This is a genomic window from Paenibacillus sp. SSG-1, assembly GCF_002224835.1.
Taxonomy (GTDB): domain Bacteria; phylum Bacillota; class Bacilli; order Paenibacillales; family Paenibacillaceae; genus Paenibacillus_AQ; species Paenibacillus_AQ favisporus.
Window position 1 is genome coordinate 2,370,801 of sequence record NZ_MBRK01000001.1, and the last position, 22,088, is coordinate 2,392,888.

20 protein-coding genes are annotated in these 22,088 nt (G+C 52.6%); 15 read left to right on the forward strand and 5 right to left on the reverse strand.

Going from position 1 to position 22,088, the window contains the following annotated elements:
- The coding region (locus BCV73_RS35750) for a glycoside hydrolase family 95-like protein (protein WP_343219894.1) at positions 1-527 on the forward strand (527 nt) is incomplete at its 5' end.
- A gap of 102 nt (positions 528-629) precedes the next feature.
- Here the strand turns inward: BCV73_RS35750 and BCV73_RS11040 are convergent.
- Positions 630-1,493, reverse strand: coding sequence for an AraC family transcriptional regulator (locus BCV73_RS11040; RefSeq protein WP_076166216.1), 864 nt, complete (start codon positions 1,491-1,493; stop codon positions 630-632).
- 124 nt (positions 1,494-1,617) lie between these two features.
- Between BCV73_RS11040 and BCV73_RS11045 the strand changes: the two genes are divergently transcribed.
- The 8 genes from BCV73_RS11045 to BCV73_RS11080 all read left to right on the forward strand — a co-directional run bounded on the left by BCV73_RS11045 (position 1,618) and on the right by BCV73_RS11080 (position 12,523).
- A complete protein-coding gene (locus tag BCV73_RS11045; RefSeq protein ID WP_089547119.1) occupies positions 1,618-2,916 on the forward strand; it encodes a Gfo/Idh/MocA family oxidoreductase in 1,299 nt (432 codons plus the stop codon).
- Between the two features lie 257 nt (positions 2,917-3,173).
- Entirely contained in the window at positions 3,174-5,000 is a 1,827-nt protein-coding gene (locus BCV73_RS11050) for a cache domain-containing sensor histidine kinase (protein WP_089547120.1), read from the forward strand.
- Entirely contained in the window at positions 4,975-6,543 is a 1,569-nt protein-coding gene (locus tag BCV73_RS11055) for a helix-turn-helix domain-containing protein (protein WP_089547121.1), read from the forward strand. Before BCV73_RS11050 ends, BCV73_RS11055 begins: the two co-directional genes overlap by 26 nt.
- Before the next feature lie 110 nt (positions 6,544-6,653).
- Complete coding sequence (locus BCV73_RS11060) at positions 6,654-7,568, forward strand: carbohydrate ABC transporter permease (protein WP_076166202.1); 915 nt, start codon at positions 6,654-6,656, stop codon at positions 7,566-7,568.
- Positions 7,569-7,580: 12 nt separating this feature from the next.
- The gene (locus tag BCV73_RS11065; RefSeq protein ID WP_373309589.1) at positions 7,581-8,414 is read left to right on the forward strand and encodes a carbohydrate ABC transporter permease; all 834 of its coding nucleotides are present in this window, start codon (positions 7,581-7,583) and stop codon (positions 8,412-8,414) included.
- A gap of 109 nt (positions 8,415-8,523) precedes the next feature.
- Positions 8,524-9,843 (forward strand): ABC transporter substrate-binding protein, encoded by a 1,320-nt coding sequence (locus tag BCV73_RS11070; protein WP_089547123.1) that lies wholly within the window; start codon positions 8,524-8,526, stop codon positions 9,841-9,843.
- Positions 9,844-9,973: 130 nt separating this feature from the next.
- Positions 9,974-11,629, forward strand: coding sequence for an MGH1-like glycoside hydrolase domain-containing protein (locus tag BCV73_RS11075; protein WP_089547124.1), 1,656 nt, complete (start codon positions 9,974-9,976; stop codon positions 11,627-11,629).
- Between the two features lie 12 nt (positions 11,630-11,641).
- On the forward strand, positions 11,642-12,523 hold the full coding sequence (locus BCV73_RS11080; RefSeq protein ID WP_089547125.1) for a glycoside hydrolase family 43 protein: 882 nt from the start codon (positions 11,642-11,644) through the stop codon (positions 12,521-12,523).
- Positions 12,524-13,032: 509 nt separating this feature from the next.
- On the opposite strand, the gene BCV73_RS11085 is transcribed toward BCV73_RS11080, so the two are convergent.
- The gene (locus BCV73_RS11085; RefSeq protein WP_089547126.1) at positions 13,033-13,953 is read right to left on the reverse strand and encodes a nucleoside hydrolase; all 921 of its coding nucleotides are present in this window, start codon (positions 13,951-13,953) and stop codon (positions 13,033-13,035) included.
- Between the two features lie 239 nt (positions 13,954-14,192).
- On the opposite strand from BCV73_RS11085, the gene BCV73_RS35025 reads away from it, so the two are divergent.
- On the forward strand, positions 14,193-14,357 hold the full coding sequence (locus BCV73_RS35025) for a hypothetical protein (protein ID WP_179231957.1): 165 nt from the start codon (positions 14,193-14,195) through the stop codon (positions 14,355-14,357).
- Between the two features lie 182 nt (positions 14,358-14,539).
- On the opposite strand, the gene BCV73_RS11090 is transcribed toward BCV73_RS35025, so the two are convergent.
- Positions 14,540-16,252 carry a methyl-accepting chemotaxis protein gene (locus BCV73_RS11090; RefSeq protein WP_076166186.1) on the reverse strand — a complete coding sequence of 571 codons (1,713 nt, stop codon included), beginning with the start codon at positions 16,250-16,252 and terminating at the stop codon, positions 14,540-14,542.
- A gap of 173 nt (positions 16,253-16,425) precedes the next feature.
- Positions 16,426-17,214, reverse strand: coding sequence for an AraC family transcriptional regulator (locus BCV73_RS11095; RefSeq protein WP_179231958.1), 789 nt, complete (start codon positions 17,212-17,214; stop codon positions 16,426-16,428).
- A 408-nt stretch (positions 17,215-17,622) separates the two neighbouring features.
- Here BCV73_RS11095 and BCV73_RS11100 point away from each other — a divergent pair, with 408 nt between their 5' ends.
- Together BCV73_RS11100 and BCV73_RS11105 are read left to right on the forward strand one after the other, a co-directional pair.
- Positions 17,623-18,066 carry a DUF5348 domain-containing protein gene (locus tag BCV73_RS11100; protein WP_076166183.1) on the forward strand — a complete coding sequence of 148 codons (444 nt, stop codon included), beginning with the start codon at positions 17,623-17,625 and terminating at the stop codon, positions 18,064-18,066.
- A 109-nt stretch (positions 18,067-18,175) separates the two neighbouring features.
- Positions 18,176-18,667 (forward strand): GNAT family N-acetyltransferase, encoded by a 492-nt coding sequence (locus BCV73_RS11105; RefSeq protein ID WP_341013963.1) that lies wholly within the window; start codon positions 18,176-18,178, stop codon positions 18,665-18,667.
- 38 nt (positions 18,668-18,705) lie between these two features.
- Here the strand turns inward: BCV73_RS11105 and BCV73_RS11110 are convergent, their stop codons facing one another.
- Positions 18,706-19,176 (reverse strand): GNAT family N-acetyltransferase, encoded by a 471-nt coding sequence (locus BCV73_RS11110; protein ID WP_076166176.1) that lies wholly within the window; start codon positions 19,174-19,176, stop codon positions 18,706-18,708.
- A gap of 240 nt (positions 19,177-19,416) precedes the next feature.
- On the opposite strand from BCV73_RS11110, the gene BCV73_RS11115 reads away from it, so the two are divergent.
- The 3 genes from BCV73_RS11115 to BCV73_RS11125 are packed head-to-tail and all read left to right on the forward strand — an operon-like array spanning position 19,417 to position 21,969.
- Entirely contained in the window at positions 19,417-20,193 is a 777-nt protein-coding gene (locus tag BCV73_RS11115; protein ID WP_076166172.1) for an ABC transporter ATP-binding protein, read from the forward strand.
- Between the two features lie 36 nt (positions 20,194-20,229).
- A complete protein-coding gene (locus BCV73_RS11120) occupies positions 20,230-21,039 on the forward strand; it encodes an ABC transporter permease (RefSeq protein ID WP_089547127.1) in 810 nt (269 codons plus the stop codon).
- 12 nt (positions 21,040-21,051) lie between these two features.
- A complete protein-coding gene (locus tag BCV73_RS11125) occupies positions 21,052-21,969 on the forward strand; it encodes an ABC transporter permease (RefSeq protein WP_089547128.1) in 918 nt (305 codons plus the stop codon).
- Positions 21,970-22,088: the final 119 nt, after the last annotated feature.

Here is a 22,088-nt window from a genome sequence, read left to right on the forward strand (position 1 = left end):
GTCTTGGCTGGAAGGTCGCCCTGTGGGCCCGGTTCGGCGAAGGCGACCGTTCGCTTGCTCTGCTCTCCAACCTGCTGCGTCTCGTCCGCGAAGATGAACCGGATAATTATCACCATGGCGGAGTGTATACGAATTTGTTCGACGCCCATCCGCCGTTCCAAATTGACGGCAATTTTGCGGCGACGGCCGGCATTGCTGAAATGCTGCTTCAGTCGCATCAGGGATATTTGGAATTCCTTCCGGCTCTGCCTGCTTCCTGGCCGAACGGATTTGTGAAGGGCCTTCGCGCACGCGGAGGGTTCGAGGTCAGCCTGGAATGGAAAGAGGGAAGGCTTGCGGAGGTTGAGATTGTCTCCCATGCCGGATCGTCCCTGTCAATCTATTCGCTGAATCCGCTGACGATCTTGGCGGATGAAAACAGCATTCCTGTTCAACAGACTGGAGAGAACTTGTACTCATTCCCTACGACTGCGGGTATGACGTACCGCTTATTGCTTGAGCCATCCGTTCAACAAGGAAGGCTCTGATTGTTGAAGCCCTGCCGAAGGTTCGGCAGGGCTTTTTCATTTGGCATGGGGATGGTCACGCGAGGGTCACGTTCGTTAGAACGTCTGGAGAGCCAGTCTGCTTCATTCCCTGCGCCGAAAACCGGCGCGGTAGCTGCGGGCAGACATCCGAGTGACCGACTTGAATACTTTTTCAAAATGCGAAAAGTTCTCGAACCCCACGTCCTCCGACACCCGAATGATGCGTTCATCGGTTTCGCGCAGCAGACGCTGGGCCTCCTTGATCCGGGTAATGCCGATATATTCGATCAGGCCAAAGCCGGTATACTTCTTGAACGACCGGCTCAAATGGCTGGGGCTCAAGTAGAACAGTTCACTCAGGCCGCTCAGCGTCAAGGATTCCCGGTAATGCTCCGAGATGTAGCTGGCGATGTCGTTCATGCGGGCTGCAGCGGGAGAGACCGAGACTTCGGGGACCCCTTGCTTGTATGCTGCGGACTGCCTGGCCGCAAACAGCAATGCCTGTCCCGCAGCATGCCGGACGGCCATCCGGTAACCGGGAGCCTCATCCTGAATTTCCCGCAGCATTTCATAGAGCAGCTGTTCGATCCGAAGCTTGTCCTGATCCGCCAGATGCACCACGCGGTGGGGACCGTGAAACGGAGCAAGCAGCAGCTCGGTCTCATCCTGCTGGAGCGGCTCGAAATACGAATCGTTGACATAAATGACGATGCGTTCATGGTTCGGCACACCGGTGTCCGAGGTTTTATGCACTTCATTCCCCGGGATGAACACCAAATCTCCGGATCGGACCCGATACACCCGGTCTTTAATGAAGTAAAAGCGTTCGCCGCCAAACAAATAATACAGCTCGTAATGTTTGTGCATATGATCCTCCGACATGGAGAAGTGTCCCTTGCGGCGGTTATATTCAACAGAAAAGGGATCGAACGCGTCTCCGTACCGCAGCTCCTGGTGTAAAGCCATAATCGTTCCTCCACAAGCGCAATAAATGCGGGGTTTTCATCATTCTAGCATAAAATGCGGGGACAATAAGCGAATTTTGCAGTAATCTGCAAATAAACAGGTTCATAGAAGGAGAGGGAATAATATGGCCAAAAAAACATATGTGCAGGTCGGAGCAGGCGGAAGAGCGGAATTTTTTTACGGTGCGATTGCCCAGCGTTTCCGGGATTCGGCGGAGCTGCTCGCTTTTTGCGACGTGAACCAGACTCGCATGGATTATGCCAACAAGCTGCTGACGGAGAAGTACGATTACGACGCGGTACGAACGTATAAAACCGAAGCTTTTGACGAGATGATCCGGACCGAAAAGCCGGACTTCGTCATCGTAACCAGCGTGGACCGTACCCATCACCGCTATATTATCCGGGCGATGGAGCTCGGCTGCGACGTGATCACGGAAAAGCCGATGACGGTCGACGCGGCCAAATGCCAGGACATTCTCGACGCGGTGGAAAGAACAGGACGTAACGTGCGGGTTACCTTCAACTACCGTTATGCGCCTCATCATACGAAAGCCCGGGAGCTGATTGCAGACGGAACCATCGGGGATGTGACGTCGGTTCACTTCGAGTGGCTGCTTAATACGCAGCATGGCGCGGATTATTTCCGCAGATGGCATCGGGACAAGCGCAACAGCGGCGGTCTGCTCGTACATAAGTCGACCCACCATTTCGACCTGGTTAATTTCTGGATCGGATCCGAGCCGGAAACCGTCTATGCGATGGGAAACCTGCTGTTTTACGGACGGGAAAATGCCGAGAAGCGCGGAATCACCAAGTTTTATGACCGGGCGACAGGCCATCCGAACGCCAAGGACGATCCGTTTGCACTGTCGCTCGACAGCAACGCACATCTGAAATCGATGTACCTCGACGCGGAGTGGGAGGACGGCTACCGCCGGGATCAAAGCGTATTTGGCGACGGGATTTCGATCGAGGATACGATGAGCGTTATGGTCCGGTACAAAAATAAAGCGCAGCTGACCTATTCGCTGAATGCTTACATGCCGTGGGAAGGATACCGGATCGCCTTTAACGGCACCAAGGGCCGGATCGAAATGACGGTAATCGAGCAATCCTATGTCAATTCCGGCGGAGACAAAGCGCTGGAAGGAGCGGTCAAGGGGGTCAATATCCTGGTATTCCCTATGTTCGGCGAGCCTTACAAGGCTGACTTCGAGGAAGGGGCCGGCGGGCACGGCGGCGGCGATCCTGTGCTGCTGAACGACATTTTCGGCGTGCCTGTGGAAGATAAATTCCATCGGGCGGCGAACCATATTGACGGCGCACGATCGATCCTGACGGGCATTGCCGCCAATCAATCGATCTCCACCGGACTTCCGGTGAAAGTCGACGATCTGGTAAGGTTTTACGGGGCAAAGTAACATGCGCCACGGATAAGGATCGAGGCCACCTGAGCGGCAGCCATGGTGGCCTTTGGCTTCCTGATGCGGTAAGAGTTACAAAGACACTGACCGGTATAGATCAGTGTCTTTGTCATTTTCGCCAATGGTCCGGGGACTCACTGCTGCCGGAAATGGAGTGCTGGAAGGGCATGGCACACAGGGTTGAACCTGATTTGGTATGATGTGTTCATCAGTATCGCGAAAGCGCTGTCAAATTAACGGGAGGAAGGTTCGTCATGTTCTACTCGCTCAGAAGCAGGCTGATCTTATTTTTTGTGTTGTTGTTTGTTTTGTCGTTCAGTGCATTGTCTCTTCTCATTTTTAACGAATCACGAACGATTATCCGTTCCTATATTGAATCGTCCGCGCTCGAGAAAATGAATGAATACGGTTCCTACATCGACATGGTGCAGACGCAAATTTACGACTTGGCTTCCCTGATCTTTAACAGCGACCAGACCGATACCTGGGATAACATCGCATCGGACACGTCGGCAACGGAAGGGGAGAAGATGCTTGCCCATATCCAGATGAGCAAGTTTCTGACGCAGACGACCAACAGTTATACCAGCATCTCATCGGTCGCGCTGTACCGCAGGGAAGGCTTGTGGGTCAGTATGGATAACCAGGTCATCAAGGAAAGCTCCTTTCTGGATCAGTCCTGGTACAAGCAGTTTCGGGACGAGACGGTCCGCTGGGTACCGGCGCACACCGACGATGTGGAATTGAAAATCCGCCGCAGCGACCATCCGGTCGTCAGCATGCTGATGCCGATCGGGGCATTTGAACCGAAGCAGGCGAAAACGCTTCTGAAGGTCAACGTAAGCGCCGATTATTTTCTGGAACCGCTGAGCAGGATCCATTTGGGTGAGAGCGGGACGATGTATTTAATCGATCAGCATGGGAGTCCGCTCCTGACCCAAGCGGATTATGAAACGAGCGCCAATCTTGCCAAGAACGAGGTCGCCAGGGCGCAGGCAGGGCGAAGCAAGCAGGGCGTCGTCTATTTCAAGAACAACCAGGGTGAAGCGCAAATCCTCGTTTACAAAAAGCTGGCTCAAAACGGTTGGATGCTTGTTGGCATCGTCCCGGAGAGCGATCTGTACGCTCCGCTGCTTAAGCTGCGCAACAGTATTATGGTGCTGGCGGCGGCGCTGCTGCTGATCTCGCTCTTCGTCGCCTTCTGGCTGTCGAACGGGATTACGCGGCCCCTGTCAAGGCTCGTCTCCGCCATGCGGCATGTGCAGCGGGGGGATTTTGACAGCGCGGAGAGCCGGCTGCCTCTGGAAGGCACCGTCCGAAATGAGGTCGGGTTTGCCACAGCGACATTCCGCAACATGATCGGCAGGCTGCGGCAGCATATCAAAACCGAATTCGAACTGAAGCTGCTCCGGCAGCAGGCCGAATATAAGGCGCTGCTGATGCAGATTAATCCTCATTTTTTGTTCAATACGCTGGAGCTGCTCAGCAGCCTGGCGATGCAGAGGCGTACGGACGATACCGTAAAGGTTATCGAGTCGCTCGGAAAAATGCTGCGCTTCGGCTTGCGGATCAGCGACGATTTGGTCGCCTTGAAAGAGGAGCTGAAATACGTTCATGATTATGCTTCCATTCTGCGGATCCGCTTCGGGGACCGGCTCTGGCTGTCCGTGGAAGAGGACGGCCTGCCGGAGCAAGCCGCATGTGTCAAGTTTGTCCTTCAGCCTCTGCTCGAGAACGCCGTAAAATACAGTTTCGCGCATCGGACTGAAGCGCGTGTATCCGTCAGGGTGTACCGAAGGGACAGCCATGTGGTCATGTCCGTCACGGACAACGGGCCCGGAATGACGGAGGAACAGATCCGCGAGGTGCTGGAAGAAGCAGCGGCCGCCCGCCCGGACCAAATTCTGGCCAGCCGGGAACGGCAGATCGGACTCGGGAATGTACTTGCGAGGTGCCGGCTGTACTATGGCTCGTTGTTCGAGGCTCATCTGGATTCAAAGCCCGGTGGGGGAATGCGAATTGAACTGATGTTACCGATTAGGGAGGTGTATAACGATGTATCGCTTATTGATCGTGGATGACGAACCGGAGATCCGCCAAGGTCTGCGGCTCAAGGTGGATGTAGACGGTCTTGGCATTGCGCTGGCCGGCGAAGCGTCGAACGGGGCGGAGGCGCTGTCCCTTCTGGAGAACGGTGATATCGAGATCATCCTTACCGACATGAACATGCCGCTCATGGGCGGTGTGCAGTTTATGGAAGTGTGCAGGGAACGCTGCCCGAACGTCAGGGTCATCGTCATTACCGGCTATGAGGATTTTCAGTACGCTCGGGCTGCACTCCGCTTCCAGGCGAGCGAATACCTGCTGAAGCCGGTCGCCCGCGATGAGCTGAATTCCGTCCTGAAAAACGTCACCGCCGAGCTGAACCGGGAACGGGATAAAGCGCAGCTAGAGGCCAAAACGCAGTGGGAGCTGTCGCAATATTACAGGGAGATGAAGGAGCAATTTATCCTTCGGCTCGTCCACTGGGAAACCGGGTCGGAGAGCAAAGTTACGGACCACGCCCGTAGATTCGGGCTTGGCGGTTGGGATGAGCGTCAAGTGCGCTTTATGACCCTCGGCCTGAAGGTGATGGATATCGGACATGCGCCGGATCGGGCACCCGATCAATTCCTTCTCCCGCTGGAAATGATCTGCCGTGAAAAGGCAGAAGACGCAGCTGGAAAATGCGAGGCGTTCCGGGACGGGCATTATCCGGGGCTGATTCATGTGGTCACCGCGGAGTCCGTGGACTGGCTGTACTCTTTTGCAGATCACCTCCGGTCAGAAGTGAAGCGTATGCTTGGGTTTGAGCTGGGCTTCGGTATCGGCCAATCCGTAGCAGGCTTCAAGGCTTGGAAGGACGGCTACCTCTCATCGCTTGTGGCCTGGAACTATGCTGACAGCCGTTTGCCGGCCGAGACCCGTCTCCAATCCATCGACAAAACGTCCATAAGCGCGGATGAAATCAAAGTCATCGAACGGTACCTGGCCAAAGGTGAATATGCTGCGTTTGATCAGGCCGTCCGCCCCATTCTCCGACTGGCTTTTACAGGGCCTGCTGCCAGTAGGGTAAAAGTCATTTTTCAGTTGTACCTGGCTCTGGAGTCGGCAGCGAGCGATTTGCTCATCAGGATCGAGAGTACAGAACAACTGTGGCTCCGGCCGGAGTTGGCCTATTCATTGGATTCGGTGGATAAGGCGTACTCGTACCTTGCAGGGATCGCCCGGAAAATCGCCAGACAGCGCGAAGAAGGCGCTGCCGATGCCGATGTCAACCTGATTGAATCCGTCCGCCGCTATATTGATGACCACTATGCATCAGACTTGAACTTGAGCGATATGGCTGCCCGTTTTAACTATCATCCTTCTTATTTCTCGGAATTGTTCAAGAAACGGGTCGGGCGAACCTTCATTCAGTACTTGACCGATGTGCGGATGACGCAGGCGATCCGGCTGCTGGAGGAGACCCAGCTCAGCCTGTGGGATATAGCCGAACTTACGGGCTTCAGCAATGCCAGCTACTTCAGCTCGAAATTCAAAAAGATATACGGCATTTCTCCTTCCGATTTCCGCGAGAGATGACCGAGAGAGTTACCTGAAAAAATTGATAGCGAAGTGCCGAAGAAATAGAATTCAGCGCGTGCCGCATCTTGCTTATGATGTTCTTACCAACATCAGAAGGAGGATTCGCGATGCGAACATCACGCAGGCTGCCGATCCATTCGCACAACCGTACGGCGTACGCTTTTTTGCTGCCATGGCTTATCGGCTTTTTTTGCCTCACGCTCGGACCGATGCTCGGCTCGCTGTATTTGTCGCTGACCAAATACAACTTGCTGCGTCCACCCGAATGGATCGGTTTCGCCAATTTCAAGCAGATCTTTACGAATGACGCGACGTTTACGCATTCGCTGCAGCTGACATTCGTGTACGTGCTGCTGTCCGTTCCGCTCCGTATCATTTTTGCGCTGGTCGTGGCGCTGGCACTGAACAAGGGGATTCGTGGGCTGGGCATCTACCGGACCGTCTATTACATTCCGTCCCTTCTCGGAGGAAGTGTTGCCATCTCCATCGTTTGGCGGCAAATCTTTGACAGCGAAGGCGTTATGAATGCGTTCCTTGGGTGGTTCGGCCTGGAAGGGCCAGCATGGATCGCCAACCCCGATTATCTGATTTATCCGATCGTCACGCTGTCGGTTTGGCAGTTCGGCTCGGCGATGGTCATCTTTTTAGCAGGCCTGAAGCAGGTGCCGGCCGATCTGTATGAAGCGTCCCAAGTAGATGGCGCCGGGAAAATACGCCAGTTTTTCAGCATATCGCTGCCGATGCTGACACCTGTTCTCTTTTTTAATCTGATCATGAGCATTATCAATTCGTTTCAGGCGTTTACGCCGGCTTACGTCATCGGCGACGGTCACGGAGGACCGCTGGATGCCTCGATGTTCTACACGTTATACCTGTATTTGAAAGGCTTCTCCTATTTCGATATGGGATATGCATCGGCGCTGGCCTGGATCATGCTGCTCATTATTGCCGTCTTTACGGGCATTATCTTTGCCACGTCGCGCTTCTGGGTGTTCTACGGCGACGGGAAAGAGGGGAGATAAGCCATGCTGACGATGAAAGGAACTTACTCAAAGGCCATCAGGCATGTGCTGATCCTCCTGGTCGGACTGGCTATGCTGTATCCCGTATTGTGGCTGCTCAGCAGCTCCTTTAAGCCAAATCAAGCGATTTTTACCGATACCGGTTTATGGTCGCACAGCTTTACGTTCGATAATTACAAAAATGGTTGGAAGGGCTTTCAAGGCGTATCCTTCAGCCGCTTTTTCGGCAACTCGGCGCTCATCTCCATCCTCTGCGTGCTGGGTAACATCGTGACCTGCTCGCTTGCGGCTTACGCCTTTGCCCGGCTGGAATTCAAGCTGAAAAAAATATGGTTTGCACTGATGCTGGTGACAATCATGCTGCCTTATCATGTGACGCTTGTGCCGCAGTATATCATTTTCAGCAAGTTAGGCTGGATTAACACGTTTGCACCGCTGATCCTGCCCAAATGGCTGGCTCACGACTCTTTCTTTATCCTGCTGATGGTTCAGTTCATTCGCGGCATCCCGCGCGAGCTGGACGAGAGCGCGACGATCGACGGCTGCGGCCAGGGCAAGCTGTACCTGCGGATCATTCTGCCCCTGTTAACCCCGGCGCTGATCTCAACTGCGATCTTTACGTTTATCTGGACGTGGGACGATTTCTTCAGCCAGATGATTTACATCAGCGATATCAAGCTGTTTACCGTGCAGCTCGGCATCCGGGCGCTGTACGATCCATCGGGCTCATCCGATTGGGGGGCACTGCTCGCCATTTCCGTGCTGTCGCTGCTCCCGATCACGCTGATTTTTCTGATGTTCCAGCGGTACTTCCTGGAAGGCATCGCGACGACAGGGCTGAAATAACCCCTGCGCAGTTCTGAAGACACCGAATGAGGAGAGCAGCAGTCTGCGACAGGAATGACAATTGTGCAAACGCTTCATAAAACTTATAGCGATGAAGGAGAAATGGAACATGAAAAAAAGATGGTTCATCTCTGTGCTGTCGGCCATGACCGTGATGCTGTCGGCATGCGGCAGTTCGGGCGGCCCGGCTGCTTCCAGCGGATCCGGCGGGGAAGCGAATTCCGGAGGCGACCAGGTCGAGCTCAGGATGATGTGGTGGGGGGACCAGGCTCGGGCGGATTTGACGAATAAGGCGCTTGAGCTGTTCGAGCAGAAGCATCCGGATATTAAAGTCGTGGGCGAGTTCTCGCCGCAGGACGGTTATTTTGACAAGCTGAACACGCAGCTGGCTTCGGGAACAGCTCCGGACGTATTTTTTCTGGGAGGCAATGTGGTGGACTACGCCAACAAGGGCGTTCTGCTGGATCTCCGACCTTATAAAGGCAATGAGCTGAAGCTTGACGATATGGACACGACGATGGTGCAGTACGGAACGATCAACGGCAAGCTGGTTCATATTTCAGCAGGCGCCAATGCCCGCGGCATCGTTATCAACAAGACGCTTTTTGAGAAAGCCGGCATCGAAGTGCCGCAGGATGGCTGGAACTGGGAAGATTACGCCCGGATCAGCAAGGAAATTTCCGACAAGCTGGGCAAAGGCTACTATGGGACTTACAATTTCACAACCGACGGCATGGACATTTATTTGAAGCAGAACGGCAAGCAGCTGTATGACATGACAAACAACAAGCTTGGTTTTGAGGAAGCCGATATTCTGCCATGGTTCCAGTACTGGGATCAAACGTCGAAGGCAGGAGGCGTAGTCACGCCTGAGCTTCAGGTCTCCAATCCGGCGAATGATGCGAGCAAGTCTCTGATCATCAAAGGAAAAGTAGCAATGACCCTGCTTCCGTCCAATATGCTGGCCTCGTACCAAAGCCTGACCCAAGATGAATTGACGATGGTGCAGGTACCGCGCGGTCCGAAAGGAACCGGCGTGGTATTCGAATCCAGCCAGGGCATGTCCGGCTACGCGAAGACCCAGCATCCGAAGGAAGTGGCCGAGCTGATGGACTTTTGGATTAACGATCCGGAGGCTGTGAAAATACTCGGCAGCAACCGGGGCGTTCCAGTGACGGAGGAAGGCCGCAAGACGCTGGAGGCCGAGGCCAGCGCTGCCGACAAGATCGTCTATGACTTCACGAGCCGCGTGTCCGAAGCGAACAAGAAGGAGCCTTTTGCGATCAGCTACAACCCACCGGGGAACGCCGAGTTTATCAAGCTTGCGGATAATACGGTCCAGCTGATCGGCTTCGGGAAAGAAGGCGTGGAAAAAGCGGTGTCTGATTTCTATGCGGGGACAGTAAAAATTTTCCAAAGCAATCAATAAGTATTCGGCAGTATCCGGCATATCTGGCGATGACGCCGATCCCATAATCAATGGCCCCGAAAGGTCATCCGCTGCGGCAGAGACTTGGCGGGGCTTTTTTCTGATAGAAGAAACACGGAAAGCGAGGAGAATGATCGTGGATGAGAAGGCGCTGTTAGAAAAATTAAGGGCGGTGAACGTGGAACATCGGATTGGAGAGCCCGGGAAAGCGCCGGACTTAGATGTTGTTGCCGAGTGGAAGCGGAGCGGTGTCCGGTTTGCCGCATCCGAAGGCAAGCTTGAAAGTGTCTATTACAAGGCGGTTCGCAGGCTGCTTGACTGCATCGCTATTGTTGGCGGCGTACCGATGCTGCAGGAAGGAGGGATATATCTTGGCTGCTGGCTCGAAAGCACCGGCACGATCAACGCGGAGCTGCTGTCACGTTTCCTGCCGAGCGTGGCGCAATCGACGTTCCGCTCCTTTGCGCTGCACCAGCGGGCCGATGGTCTGCTCCCTTACAAAATTACGGGCGACGGGCCTGCTTACCGCCAAATCCAGCTTGTTACCCCGCTTGCCCGCAGCATCTGGAATCATTATTTGCTGCAAGGGCGGGACCATGCGTTTCTGCGGATGATGTACCAGGCGATGGAACGCTATGATCTCTGGTTGGCTGCTCAACGTAATACCCGGGGGACCGGCTGTGTCGAGGCATTTTCGGCTTTCGATACGGGCCATGATCTGTCGCCGCGCTTCTGGCATGTGCCGGACACGCCACACCATGGCGATCCGAGCCGGTTCGATTCCGATTCGCCAGTTTTACCGTTTCTGGCGCCGGACCTTACGGCGAACGTATATTGTCAGCGTTTGTATTTGGCCAAAATCGCCGAGGAGCTGGGCTTGCTTGGTGAGGGGTGGATTTCCAAAGCTAAGCAGAGCGCTGACAGCCTCTTCGGGTACTGTTTTGACGAGGAAGACGCCTTTTTCTACGACCGTGACCGTCAGAACCGATTTGTCCGTGTTCAGTCCGATGTTCTGCTGCGCGTACTCGCCTGTGAAGTCGGTGACCGTGAATTTTTTGATGCGATGCTGTCGCGTTACTTGCTGAATACGCGCAAGTTTTTTGCCAAATATCCGTTTACCTCCATTGCGATGGATGATCCGCGGTTCGACCCGTTCTCCAGCTACAACAGCTGGGCGGGGCCGTCCAACTTTCTCAGCCTGATCCGGGCACCGCATGCCTTTGAGCATCATCACCGGCATGTCGAGCTGACATGGGCCATGCAGCCGATCTTGTGTTCATTGGCCAGGGCCGAGCGTTTCGCGCAGACCGTCAGTCCCTGGACAGGGGAAGAGGGCTTTACCGAAGCCTATTCGCCTGCCATCTTGTGCCTGCTCGACTACGTGGAACGGCTTAGCGGAATCCTGCCTAGACCCGATGGGGAAGTCTGGTTCACAGGGCTTCTCCCGTCTGCGATGGATCATGGAGAGGAGGTCGCCGGCGAGACGGCTTATGCACGATCCATAGACAGGGTGCTCTATGAGCTGGTCAATCTGCGTGACAAGTCGGTCATTTACCGGGAGGGTCAAGCTTATATGAAATTCCCTTCCGGCGTCCGGGTCGTTACGGACCGGGAGGGAAGCCTGCGGGGTATTCTTGGAATGAGTGTGCGGACGGTTGATGGCCGATTGGAATGGGAAGGCCGGAGCATCCCTTTTTCGGTCAAAGGTAATGAGTATCTCAAGTACGGCGATGGAGAACTGAAACAAGCCAGAGATGTTGGCATCATTTATCCGACATATTCTTAAGGAGGTCTTGCCATGAAAAGGAAAGAGATTCAGATTCGGGACCCGTTTGTGTTACCCCTCCCAGAGGAAGGCAGATATTATTTATACGGGAGTACGGATGCTAACATTTGGGGGCCTGGAACCGGATTCGACGCTTATATCAGCAACGATCTGGAGGATTGGGACGGGCCGTACCCTGTATTCAGGCCCGGAGCCGATTTTTATTCCGATACGAATTTTTGGGCGCCTGAGGTTTATGCATTGCACGATAAATTCTATATGTTCGCCACGTTTCGCCGGCGCGACAACGGGCGTCTTGGCACGTCAGTTCTGTCGTCACCCGGTCCGCTGGGGCCATTCATGCCTCACAGCAGCGGCCCTGTCACTCCGGAAGCCTGGAGTTCACTGGATGGGAGCCTATTTATGGACCCAGAAGGGCAGCCATGGATGATCTTCTGCCACGAATGGCAGCAGGTCGGGGACGGTGAAGTGTGTGCGATGCGATTGAGCAGCGATTTATCCGAGCCGGCCGGAGAACCAATCACGCTGTTTCGGGCATCTGAAGCGCCGTGGACGACGCCCTACGAGTCGCCGCGATATAAGGAAACGGTCAATTATGTCACGGACGGCCCCTTTTTGTTCCGCGGTGAATCCGGTCATGTATACATGCTGTGGGCCAGCTTTATCGACAACTGGTATGCGCTGGGTGTTGCGCGCTCGGCGACAGGGGGCGTCACCGGACCATGGATACATCAGCCGGAAGCACTGTATCGGAATGACGGAGGACATGGCATGGTATTCCGGACGTTTGACGGTAAGCTTGTATTGACCCTCCATGCTCCCAACCGTACACCTGACGAGCGCCCGTTATTTCTGCGGATTGAGGAAGCAGAGGGATTCATTCAGCATCGCTGAAAATTGATGAATTCAATCATATGAAAGAAAGACTCCGCCAGTCATACTGGCAGAGTCTTTATGAATGAACCCATTGAACGCGTTTGACGGTCCAAAAGGGGACGGTGACAGGTTTACGGTCATTAGAAACGATAACGAATGTCCGGGGGTCGTCGGTTCTATGGCAAACTCCGGTATAGAACTCTCCGCTCACCAGATGAATCGTAATTTCTGTATTCGTTTCAGCTGCAGAAAGAATCATTTCCTTATTCAAATTGGAATGGTCACCCCCATACACAATCGTTAATCAACTATAATTAAACAGAATTCCAGAAATTAATCAAGATTTTTGTCGAATTATTAGAAAATCTTTGTACAATGTACATTCAACGGAGCCAGACCGCATTTAGCAGGTGTTTTTCTGGCGAATTTTGCGATCAGAGGCAGCAAGTCCCCGGGTACATGTACTTTCATATATTTTAAAAAAGAGCCGACTACTTCCTATCAAGGGAGCAGCAGCTCATAAGAAATTACTTCACTTCGGCAATCTTGTTGAACAGATCGCGGAATACGGCATCCCGGTTCACATGGTAAATATAACGGATCTGATGCCGCGTAGGGTCATTCACCCAACGGAAATCTTCTGAAATTCGCGGGCTGGGAACCAAAATGCTGGGGCAGGCTTCCGGAACAGCCAGCCAGGCGATGACAGAGATGTCCCAAATGACGCGGGAATACGCGTAATGATCCGGCGAACAATTCCGGTACGTGTCATAGAGATATTGTCCCAATACTCCTTTATGCTTCATATGGGTTTCCAGTTCCGAGAGGGTCGTCAGGAGATGAGATGCCGTTCCCATGCATGGGACGAGAACAAGAGGGACACCGCAGCCGAGCAGCAGCCTTGAGCCATGCAGATCCTGCGCGAGGTTGAACTCGCGCGTATCCGGCCAATGCAGCGAATGGCCGCTCAGCCATACGACGACGATCCGGTTGATAATCTCCGGTTCCAGCAGAATGGCCGAGGCCACATTCGTGATGGCTCCGATCGCAACGACATACAGCGGATCGTCCGGTGAAGAGGCCAGAGCCCGTTGGACCAAATCCCGTGCCGCATCGCTGTCCACAGGCACATCAGCGCCGGGAAGATAGCTCGCTGATCCCCGGTGAACGGGGATATCCTCCCGCTGGGCAAGCTGCCGGATTTTCAAGATCTCCTGGTAGCTTTTTTCCATACCGTCCAATGGGCTTTCCGACAGTTCGTTGTAAAAAGGTGCGGCATACAAGGCTTCGACTGTAACGCTGGTGCCTGATTTCATGGCATAGATGACAGCGAACTGATCATCGATTTCGTTAAAGGTATCCGTATCCAAAACGATTCTTACCGGTCTTCCGGGATGCTGCAGCCGCCTGATTCGCTCATCGTCTGTGATCTGAGGAAATGTGGTCACGCTTTACGTCCTCCTATTCTCCACTGCATGATTTGGACTTCCAGCTTTAACCTCAATATATCACAGAAACGGTGGGGCAAGCCGGTTAAATGCAGCTAAATTTTCAGCTCTTTAGGTGACGGATCATCCCCGGAACTTACAAGTGTGTAAGATAGGTGTAAGTGAAATCAATAGGTGGTAAGCCGGTTCACATGTATACTTTGATTAAATAAGGAAAGGGAAAGTGAAGGTGAACCGTAATGGAAGACAAACAAGAAAACCATCTATTAAATATCGCACTTTACGTCATGCTTTTTATCATTCTGATTTCCTGCTTCGGGCGGCTGATCGATCACTCGGTCAACTTTGCTGAGAATGCTCTGGGTATGCTGGTACGAATCATGGAACGTATTTTATCCTTTTGAGTCCTAGAGGTTGAATCATTTGATTCAATAATCTATAGCTGCGAACCGTCGCAGCTTTTTTGTGCAGATCATTTTAAGGTGGAATAGGGATTGGGGAAATAGAAACGGGGGTCAGCAGGGCACGACATCTCCGTTAAAAAAGGGTAAGCCTAATGGCTTACCCTTTTTGCAGATGATTCGAGTTATACCCGGAACTTGCTGATGATTTGCGACAGGTTGCGCGCCATCGTCAGAAGCTGCTCGGAAGAGCTCGCGATTTCTTCCATCGATGCGAGCTGCTCCTCGGAAGAAGCCGCAACGCGCTGTGTTTGCATGGCGGAGGAGGTGGTGATGCGCTCCAGCTCTTCCAGCGAAGCCGCAATTTCCTCGCTGCCCGCGGACATCTGCTCCGAAGCGGCAGATACTTCCTGGACCTGGGCGGATACTTCGCGGATGGCCTGCACGATGGCCCGGAAACTGTCGCCGGCCTGCAGCGCGATCTGCGTACCCATGCGGGCCTCGTCGGAAGAACGCTGGAGGGAAGCTACCGCCTCATTCGTCCGGTCTCCGATGCCTTCGAGGATTTCTTTCACCTGCTCGGACGAATTTTTCGACTGCTCTGCAAGCTTGCGGATTTGCTGGGCGACCACAGCAAATCCACGGCCGTGCTCGCCAGCCCGGGCCGCTTCGATGGAAGCGTTAAGGGCCAGCAGGTTCGTCTGGTTGGCCACATCCGCAATGAGGGCCAGAATTCCCCCGATTTGCCGGCTCAGCTCTTCCAGCTCCCGCATGGTTCCAACGGAATCAGACAAATTGTTCTCAATCGTCTGCATCTGCTCCAGTGATTTCTTCATGACGGATTCGCCTTCAACCGCGCGCTCGGTCGTATTCGCAGCAAGATCCGAGACAACGCTGGAGGACTCGGCGATACGCTGGATGCCCACGGCCATTTCAGACATGGCCCGCTGGCATTCCGTCGAGCTATGAAGCTGCGTCTCCGAATCAGCGGCGACCTGGCTGATCGCTTCGGTAATTTCGTTAGTGGCCTGCGCCGTTTGCTGGGCACTTTCCTGCATCAGCTTGGCTTCATCGGTAACTTCGCGGGAAGTATGCTGAACATTGCCAGCCAGCTCACGCAAACTCGAAACCATACTATTAAACGCATCTGCCGCTTGGCCGATCTCGTTTCTGCTTTTGACCGGGATACTGACGGTCAAATCGCCTTCGGCAGCCAATTGGGACACTTCCGCTAGTCGGCGAAGGGGTTTAAGGGCATATCGGACAGCAACCGATACGATAATGATGGCTGCGACGAGGAACACGGCTCCACCCGCCAGGCTTGTCCAAAGGATTTCGGAGAGGCGCGTCTGAATTCCGTCATAGTCGAAATCGATGCCGAAGACCGAGACGATGTTCCCTTGTTCATCTGTCACGGCTGAAAGATAGGTCACCCAGGTCCCCAACTCGTCGTCGTAAGGAACGGTTACGGCCGAGCCTTCTTTTATCGTCTGATCAAAAGCATGTTCAAAATAAGCAGGCATCACGTATTCCGTTCCCGGCTGCAGCATTTGATCATCCGGGCCCTGCAAATTCATAACGGCTCTGTTACCGTTGCGTTCCATTTTTTCTGTAGTCAGAATATAGGCGTTGCCAATGCCTTGGTCTTTGCTAACCATCGCCTTCAGCTGACTGCGAATGACCTGAAAAGGCTCCGTATCCGTCGGCTCATGATTAGCTACCGCTTTGGCAATCTGCTTCACTTGGCTTATATTGGTATCCAGCTGGGACTCAAGAACGCTTCCGAGCCCTTCAAACCGTTCCTGGAACAGACTTTTCTGCTCATTATAGGAGATCCACGTTTGAGCGCTGATCACGACGACGAACAGAACGGCCAGCAGCAGCGTGCTCAGCGCCATTAAACTCCGGAATCTAAATATCTTCTTTGATTTCACGTTTGTGCACCCTCTCGGATTGGAATAACCAATATATCGGTACCATGCACTCGTTTATTTAGTGGAGAAACCGGGGGGGGCAGAGGTAATATATTCCACCCAGGAGGCGGTTCAACATTCCGGATTTCTGACCTTTGTCATGACTTCGAAACGGCTGAAGGAGGATATCCTTTGATCGACTTAAATACGTTGCTGAAATACGATATATCATGGAATCCGCAGCGGTCCGCAACCTGGGTCACGGTGAAGCCTCCGGTGGACAAGAGCATTTCCGCTTGATTAATCCGGATCTGGTTCACATATTCCTTGAAGGAATATCCTGTGACTTGTTTGAACAATTTGCCGAAATAAACGGGGTTCAGGTTGACGATATCCGCCATCCCACTTAAATGCAGATCCTCCGGATAATGGTCGATAATATATTCGAGCACCTTGTTGACGCGTGGATCAACAGGATGATGTCCGGCGCTGCGGTAGGTATTGGTGATGAGGACATGATGGACGATAAGCATAAACAGCGCTCTTGCATGCATGATATAGCCCGGATGCTTGCGCATCCACACCTGGGTGAACTGCTTGATGTAACCCAGGATTTCGCTCGTGATGAGGTTTTTCGTAACGGTCTGAAGTGGAAGCGCTTCCGATCTGCCGGGAGCAAGCCATTTGAAGTTGAATGCGTAAGAGTGCATTGGACAGTCCGTAAAGGTGTAAGCTTCGCGAACGCTGCCTACGGGTATGTAAATCACATCCCCGGCTTCCACCGTATATTTAACGCCATTAATAAAATAATTGGATTTCCCTTCGACAACAAACGTCAAATCCTGAAAATTGATCGTCTGGCGAATAATTTCCCATTGTGGGAAACAGCGCCTGTCCACGAAGAAAACAACGTCTGGAACGAGATTTTGCAGCCTTTTCAAATCCATGCGGAATCCCCCTTGTTCCGTTTTATCCACATTCGGACGGCATGATGAAAACTATATTTAATAATTACAAATAATATTTAGTTGCTCTATGGATTCTAAAAATGGTTTACTTTTATAATAAGCATAGTTGTAATAAAGAAATTCAGTCATCATTAGTTATTGCAAGCCGGATTACAGGCTTATGAATGTGAAAATTCCTGTTTACTTGTTACAAACTTTATTATAGTTTAGTGGAGCATACTTGAGTACCATATCATGAATGGTGCGTTTGATTCAAACCGTTTTTGTAAGCGATTACCGAATCATTTAGCTCTCAGGCTTGCTGTGGTTGCTTGCCGGGATTGTCATGTTCAGAAAACGTTTTTGGTGAGACAGCGTCAATAAATTTTTTATGGATAAGGGGTTCGCATGACAAAGGATACGATGCTACAGGAACTATTAAACTTGGAAGCCCATCTGAAAGAAATCACCCATGGCCTTCGGCAGATTGACGGCACGTGGAGTGAGCATTTTGACCCGGCTGATCCGGACGATATGTATCTGTGTTCGACATTCGCCAAAGTGGAAGACGAGCTATCCGCCGTCCGCCGCCTGATTCAAGGCATTGGGGCACGCGTGATTGCCCAAGGTACGTTGATAAAGACCGCTGATGGACAGTATACAGTCGGAAACACGGGTATCATGTTAACTGCAGGTTCTGCCGTCGAGGTCTTGTTCCGCAGTTCGGAGCAGGATGCCGAATGGATTGAAAGCGGTGTCGAATTATGCGGTGAGGAGTATGCATTAACGGGTTTTCCCAGACTTGACTTAGAGGGTCTAACGGTAAGGGTCAAACAGTATCCCTCCGAATAGAGATCGCTGCGGTGTATAACACGCTCACGTTTGTCACGAGAAGATCGGATGTGCTAGAATGGCAGCAGCTTTAAGCACTGGGAATGAGGGGGCAGCGTGAGTGGAAGTTATGTTAACTCAAGTAAACACCGAAGAGGAGATTGCGGCACTGGCTGATCTGGCCTATGGGATTTGGCACGAATACTTTATCCGCATCATCACACGGGATCAAATCAAGTACATGGTCGACAAATTTCAATCGGTTCCCGCGATAACCGACCAAATTCAACATCAAGGATACGAGTATTTCTTTATCAATGTTGACGGGGCTCATGCTGGATATATCGGAGTCAAGCAGGAAGAGGGCAAGCTGTTCCTGAGCAAATTGTACATTGCCAAGGAGTACAGGGGGCATGGGTACGCAAGCCGGGCTATGGAGTTTCTGACAACTCTATGCAAAGATCGGTGCTTAAGCGCCATCTGGCTTACCGTGAACCGGCATAACGACTCGACGATTGCGGTGTATGAGAAAAAAGGGTTTAAAACCGTGCGCACGCAAGTGGCCGATATCGGAAACGGTTTTGTCATGGACGATTATGTGATGGAAAAGCCGATCGTGTAAAACGAATGAAAGCACCCTGCGGGTGCTTTTTTTGCTGTTCACAGCGTCTTGATATACCAGGCGTCACAGGCAAAATGTTCGGTCGCGCTCAGCGGCTTGTCCATCGGAACAAACCCGTGCTTGAGATAAAATTTGTTGGCCGCCGTCATGTTGTGGAATGTTTCCAGGTAGCACTGCTCGTAATGCTCTTTGGCAAAATCGAGCGCAACCCGCAGCAGCTCCGCCGCGATCCCCGTTCCCCTGGCTTCTTGGCAGGCGTACATTTTCTGCAGTTCGCAAATGTGCGGGAAACCTGGCACAGGTCCAATGCCGCATCCGGCGGCAATACGGCCCTCATCTTCGGCCACCCAATATTTTGATCCTTCAGGGCGATATACGTGATAAAAGTTACCTAAATCGGGATCGGCCCAGGCGGTTCCGGGCTTGTTCGCACCAAACTCAATCAAGCATGTCCGGATTAGCTGCTCGACCGGCTTATTATCTTTTTCCTCGATTTCTCGGATGATCATGATGACAACCTCCATTACTGAAAACCAATCTACCGTACTATCATACGACCTAACCTGAGATTTTGTATACCCCGCTAAAAAGAGTGGATCAGAATTTTGAATTAGCAATTGAATTTATTAATCCCTACTTGTTGAATCGGATTTAGAATGATAAAGTGCTGTCATATATCCAAGTAAACGGGTAGGAAAATATCAATTTGGCTTGTCGCATCATTTGATTTCTAAAGGGAGGCAGAGCATATGGCGGAGACTTTGCTAAACATCACGGCGCTGAGTAAAAGCTTTGAAACAGCCAAAGGACGTGTTGAAGCACTGCACAAAGTGGATTTGAACATCCGGGAAGGAGAGTTCATTACGGTCATCGGTCCGAGCGGCTGCGGGAAAAGCACGCTGCTGCGCATCATCGCCGGGCTGGACGGACAGTATTCCGGCACCATTACACTTGGCGGCCAGAACATTACGGGACCGGGAATCGACAAAGGATTTATTTTTCAGGAGCATCGTCTATTTCCTTGGCTGACGGTGGAAAAAAATATTGCCGCGGATCTGTCACTGCGTGATCCCGAGGTTAGGCGCAAGGTCGATGAACTCATCGAACTGGTCAAACTTAGGGGCTTTGAAAAAGCCTATCCCAAAGAGCTGTCCGGAGGCATGGCCCAACGGGTGGCAATCGCAAGGGCGCTGCTGCGTAATCCCCGGGTGCTGCTGCTGGATGAACCGTTTGGCGCATTGGACGCGTTCACCAGGGCGCATATGCAGGATGTGCTGCTGGACATTTGGCGCAGAAATCAGACGACGATGATTTTTGTCACCCATGACATTGATGAAGCCGTATTTCTGGCCAACCGGGTCGTCATTCTCAAGCCGCGGCCGGGTCAAATCAAGAGCATCGTGCCGATCGATCTTCCCTATCCCCGGAAGAAAACGACTTCATCCTTTCAAGAGCTTCGGCTCCGCGTGCTTAAGCTGCTGGATTCCCTGGATGAATTAGAGCTTACGGATGGGGCAGGTATATAAAAATCTTGTACTCATGTCAGGAAGGCAGGTGATTGTATGAGTCACGAAATTTCAGCAGCAGGGCCATCCCTTAGAGCGGGCCTCAGAAGGTGGAAGCTTCTCGGGCTGGGACTGATTCTGCCGGGAGCCGTCCTTGTTTTGTGGCAGATCTTCGGACAGCTGGGGTATATATCCGATTTGTTGTTCCCGACGCCTCTCGTGATTCTGAAGGCCTTTGCCGGTCTCGCTCAATCCGGTGATTTATGGGATCATTTCCGGATCAGCGCCGTACGGGCACTTGCAGGATTTGCGCTCGGGGGGAGCTTGGGACTCTTGTTCGGAATACTGGTCGGTCTGTTTGCGAAAGTCGAAAAGATGTTTGATCCTACGCTTCAAATGATCCGCATGATTCCGAGCCTTGCTGTCGTGCCGCTGTTTATTCTTTGGTTCGGAATTGGCGAGGAATCCAAAATTCTGTTGATCGCCAAAGGGGCCTTCTTCCCACTCTATATCAATACTTATCTCGGTATCCGTAATGTGGATAACAAATGGTTCGAAGTGACCCGTGTGCTCGGGTACAGCCGCATCCAGCAGATCAGAAGGCTGGTGATCCCGGCGGCGCTTCCTAACATTCTCCTGGGAACCCGGTTATCGATCGGGTTATCGTGGCTGGGTCTGGTGGTAGCCGAATTAATCGCTTCGACTTCCGGTGTCGGTTATATGATGTCCGATGCCCGCCAGTTTGCCGATACGCCGGTTGTTTTCGTAGGCATTATCGTGTTTGCGGCCGCGGGACTCATTACGGATTATATCGTTCGGCTGGGGGAGCGCAGGTTGTTAAGGTGGAAGGAAAGCTATTCCAGGTAAGGAGGTATACAAATGAGCCTGCAAAGCGAAATGCCGATTCCCCAAACAACGGTTAAACAAGATCTTGGTATCCATTCACCTCCACACTCAAATCCCGCGGGTGGGGAGGATGCAGTTAAGGTTACAGCGGATATCGTACAAACGAACAGGCAGCCGAGGAGCTCCAAGAGATGGTGGGCCGATCTGTTATGGGCAGCTATTATACCGGTTGTGGTGGTGGTGTTGTGGCAATGGGCAGGCGGCGCAGGCTGGATATCGCCCGAATTCATGCCGACGCCGTGGGTCATTCTGAAATCGTTGATTCATCTCATTGCCTCGGGTGATCTTGCCTACCAGATTGGAGTGAGTATACAGCGTACGCTCCTCGGATTTGCGATTGGAGGGCTGCTTGGACTGGTGTTTGGATGTTTTACCGGTATGTTCCGCAAGGCGGAGTATTTGCTCGATCCCAGCATCCAGGTGCTGCGGCTGGTTCCACATTTGGCCATCGCACCCTTGATCATATTGTGGTTTGGCTTTGGCGAAACCTCCAAGATTGCCATCATCATTTCCGGTTCTTTTTTTCCCATGTATATCAATACATACGCTGGGATTCGCCAAGTGGACGGTAAATGGTTCGAAGTGGGCAGGGTCCTCGAATTCAAGCCGTATCAACGGTTCACGCGGCTGATTGTTCCCGGGGCACTGCCGAGCATCCTGCTTGGCGTCAGATTGTCGCTGGCTGTATCGTGGATCAGCCTTGTCGTTGCGGAACTCGTAGGTTCTACGGCCGGGATCGGTTTTATGATCAATGAAGCCAAGCAAAACTCGGATACCCCGGTTATTTTTGTCGGCATTCTGATCTTCGCGGTTGTAGGCAAGCTGATCGATTCGCTGGTTCGCCTGCTGGAGCGCAGGTGGCTTCATTGGCGTGATTCCTATCGTGGTTAAATCCAATTCCGAAAAATAGGAGGCGTGGCAAATGGCAATTCAGGAACAGGCGCAGCATTTGAAAACGGACGTATTGGTGATCGGCGGGGGACCGGCGGGGACCTTGGGCCCCGCGACGG

Excerpts from the sequence above, each read along its gene's own strand:
- BCV73_RS11040 (WP_076166216.1), bottom strand. The coding sequence starts at position 1,493 with ATGGCTTTACACCAGGAGCTGCGGTACGGAGACGCGTTCGATCCCTTT.
- BCV73_RS11045 (WP_089547119.1), top strand. The coding sequence starts at position 1,618 with ATGGCCAAAAAAACATATGTGCAGGTCGGAGCAGGCGGAAGAGCGGAA.
- BCV73_RS11050 (WP_089547120.1), top strand. The coding sequence starts at position 3,174 with ATGTTCTACTCGCTCAGAAGCAGGCTGATCTTATTTTTTGTGTTGTTG.
- BCV73_RS11055 (WP_089547121.1), top strand. The coding sequence starts at position 4,975 with ATGTATCGCTTATTGATCGTGGATGACGAACCGGAGATCCGCCAAGGT.
- BCV73_RS11060 (WP_076166202.1), top strand. The coding sequence starts at position 6,654 with ATGCGAACATCACGCAGGCTGCCGATCCATTCGCACAACCGTACGGCG.
- BCV73_RS11065 (WP_373309589.1), top strand. The coding sequence starts at position 7,581 with ATGAAAGGAACTTACTCAAAGGCCATCAGGCATGTGCTGATCCTCCTG.
- BCV73_RS11070 (WP_089547123.1), top strand. The coding sequence starts at position 8,524 with ATGAAAAAAAGATGGTTCATCTCTGTGCTGTCGGCCATGACCGTGATG.
- BCV73_RS11075 (WP_089547124.1), top strand. The coding sequence starts at position 9,974 with ATGATCGTGGATGAGAAGGCGCTGTTAGAAAAATTAAGGGCGGTGAAC.
- BCV73_RS11080 (WP_089547125.1), top strand. The coding sequence starts at position 11,642 with ATGAAAAGGAAAGAGATTCAGATTCGGGACCCGTTTGTGTTACCCCTC.
- BCV73_RS35025 (WP_179231957.1), top strand. The coding sequence starts at position 14,193 with ATGGAAGACAAACAAGAAAACCATCTATTAAATATCGCACTTTACGTC.
- BCV73_RS11090 (WP_076166186.1), bottom strand. The coding sequence starts at position 16,252 with ATGGCGCTGAGCACGCTGCTGCTGGCCGTTCTGTTCGTCGTCGTGATC.
- BCV73_RS11095 (WP_179231958.1), bottom strand. The coding sequence starts at position 17,214 with ATGGATTTGAAAAGGCTGCAAAATCTCGTTCCAGACGTTGTTTTCTTC.
- BCV73_RS11100 (WP_076166183.1), top strand. The coding sequence starts at position 17,623 with ATGACAAAGGATACGATGCTACAGGAACTATTAAACTTGGAAGCCCAT.
- BCV73_RS11105 (WP_341013963.1), top strand. The coding sequence starts at position 18,176 with ATGTTAACTCAAGTAAACACCGAAGAGGAGATTGCGGCACTGGCTGAT.
- BCV73_RS11110 (WP_076166176.1), bottom strand. The coding sequence starts at position 19,176 with ATGATCATCCGAGAAATCGAGGAAAAAGATAATAAGCCGGTCGAGCAG.
- BCV73_RS11115 (WP_076166172.1), top strand. The coding sequence starts at position 19,417 with ATGGCGGAGACTTTGCTAAACATCACGGCGCTGAGTAAAAGCTTTGAA.
- BCV73_RS11120 (WP_089547127.1), top strand. The coding sequence starts at position 20,230 with ATGAGTCACGAAATTTCAGCAGCAGGGCCATCCCTTAGAGCGGGCCTC.
- BCV73_RS11125 (WP_089547128.1), top strand. The coding sequence starts at position 21,052 with ATGAGCCTGCAAAGCGAAATGCCGATTCCCCAAACAACGGTTAAACAA.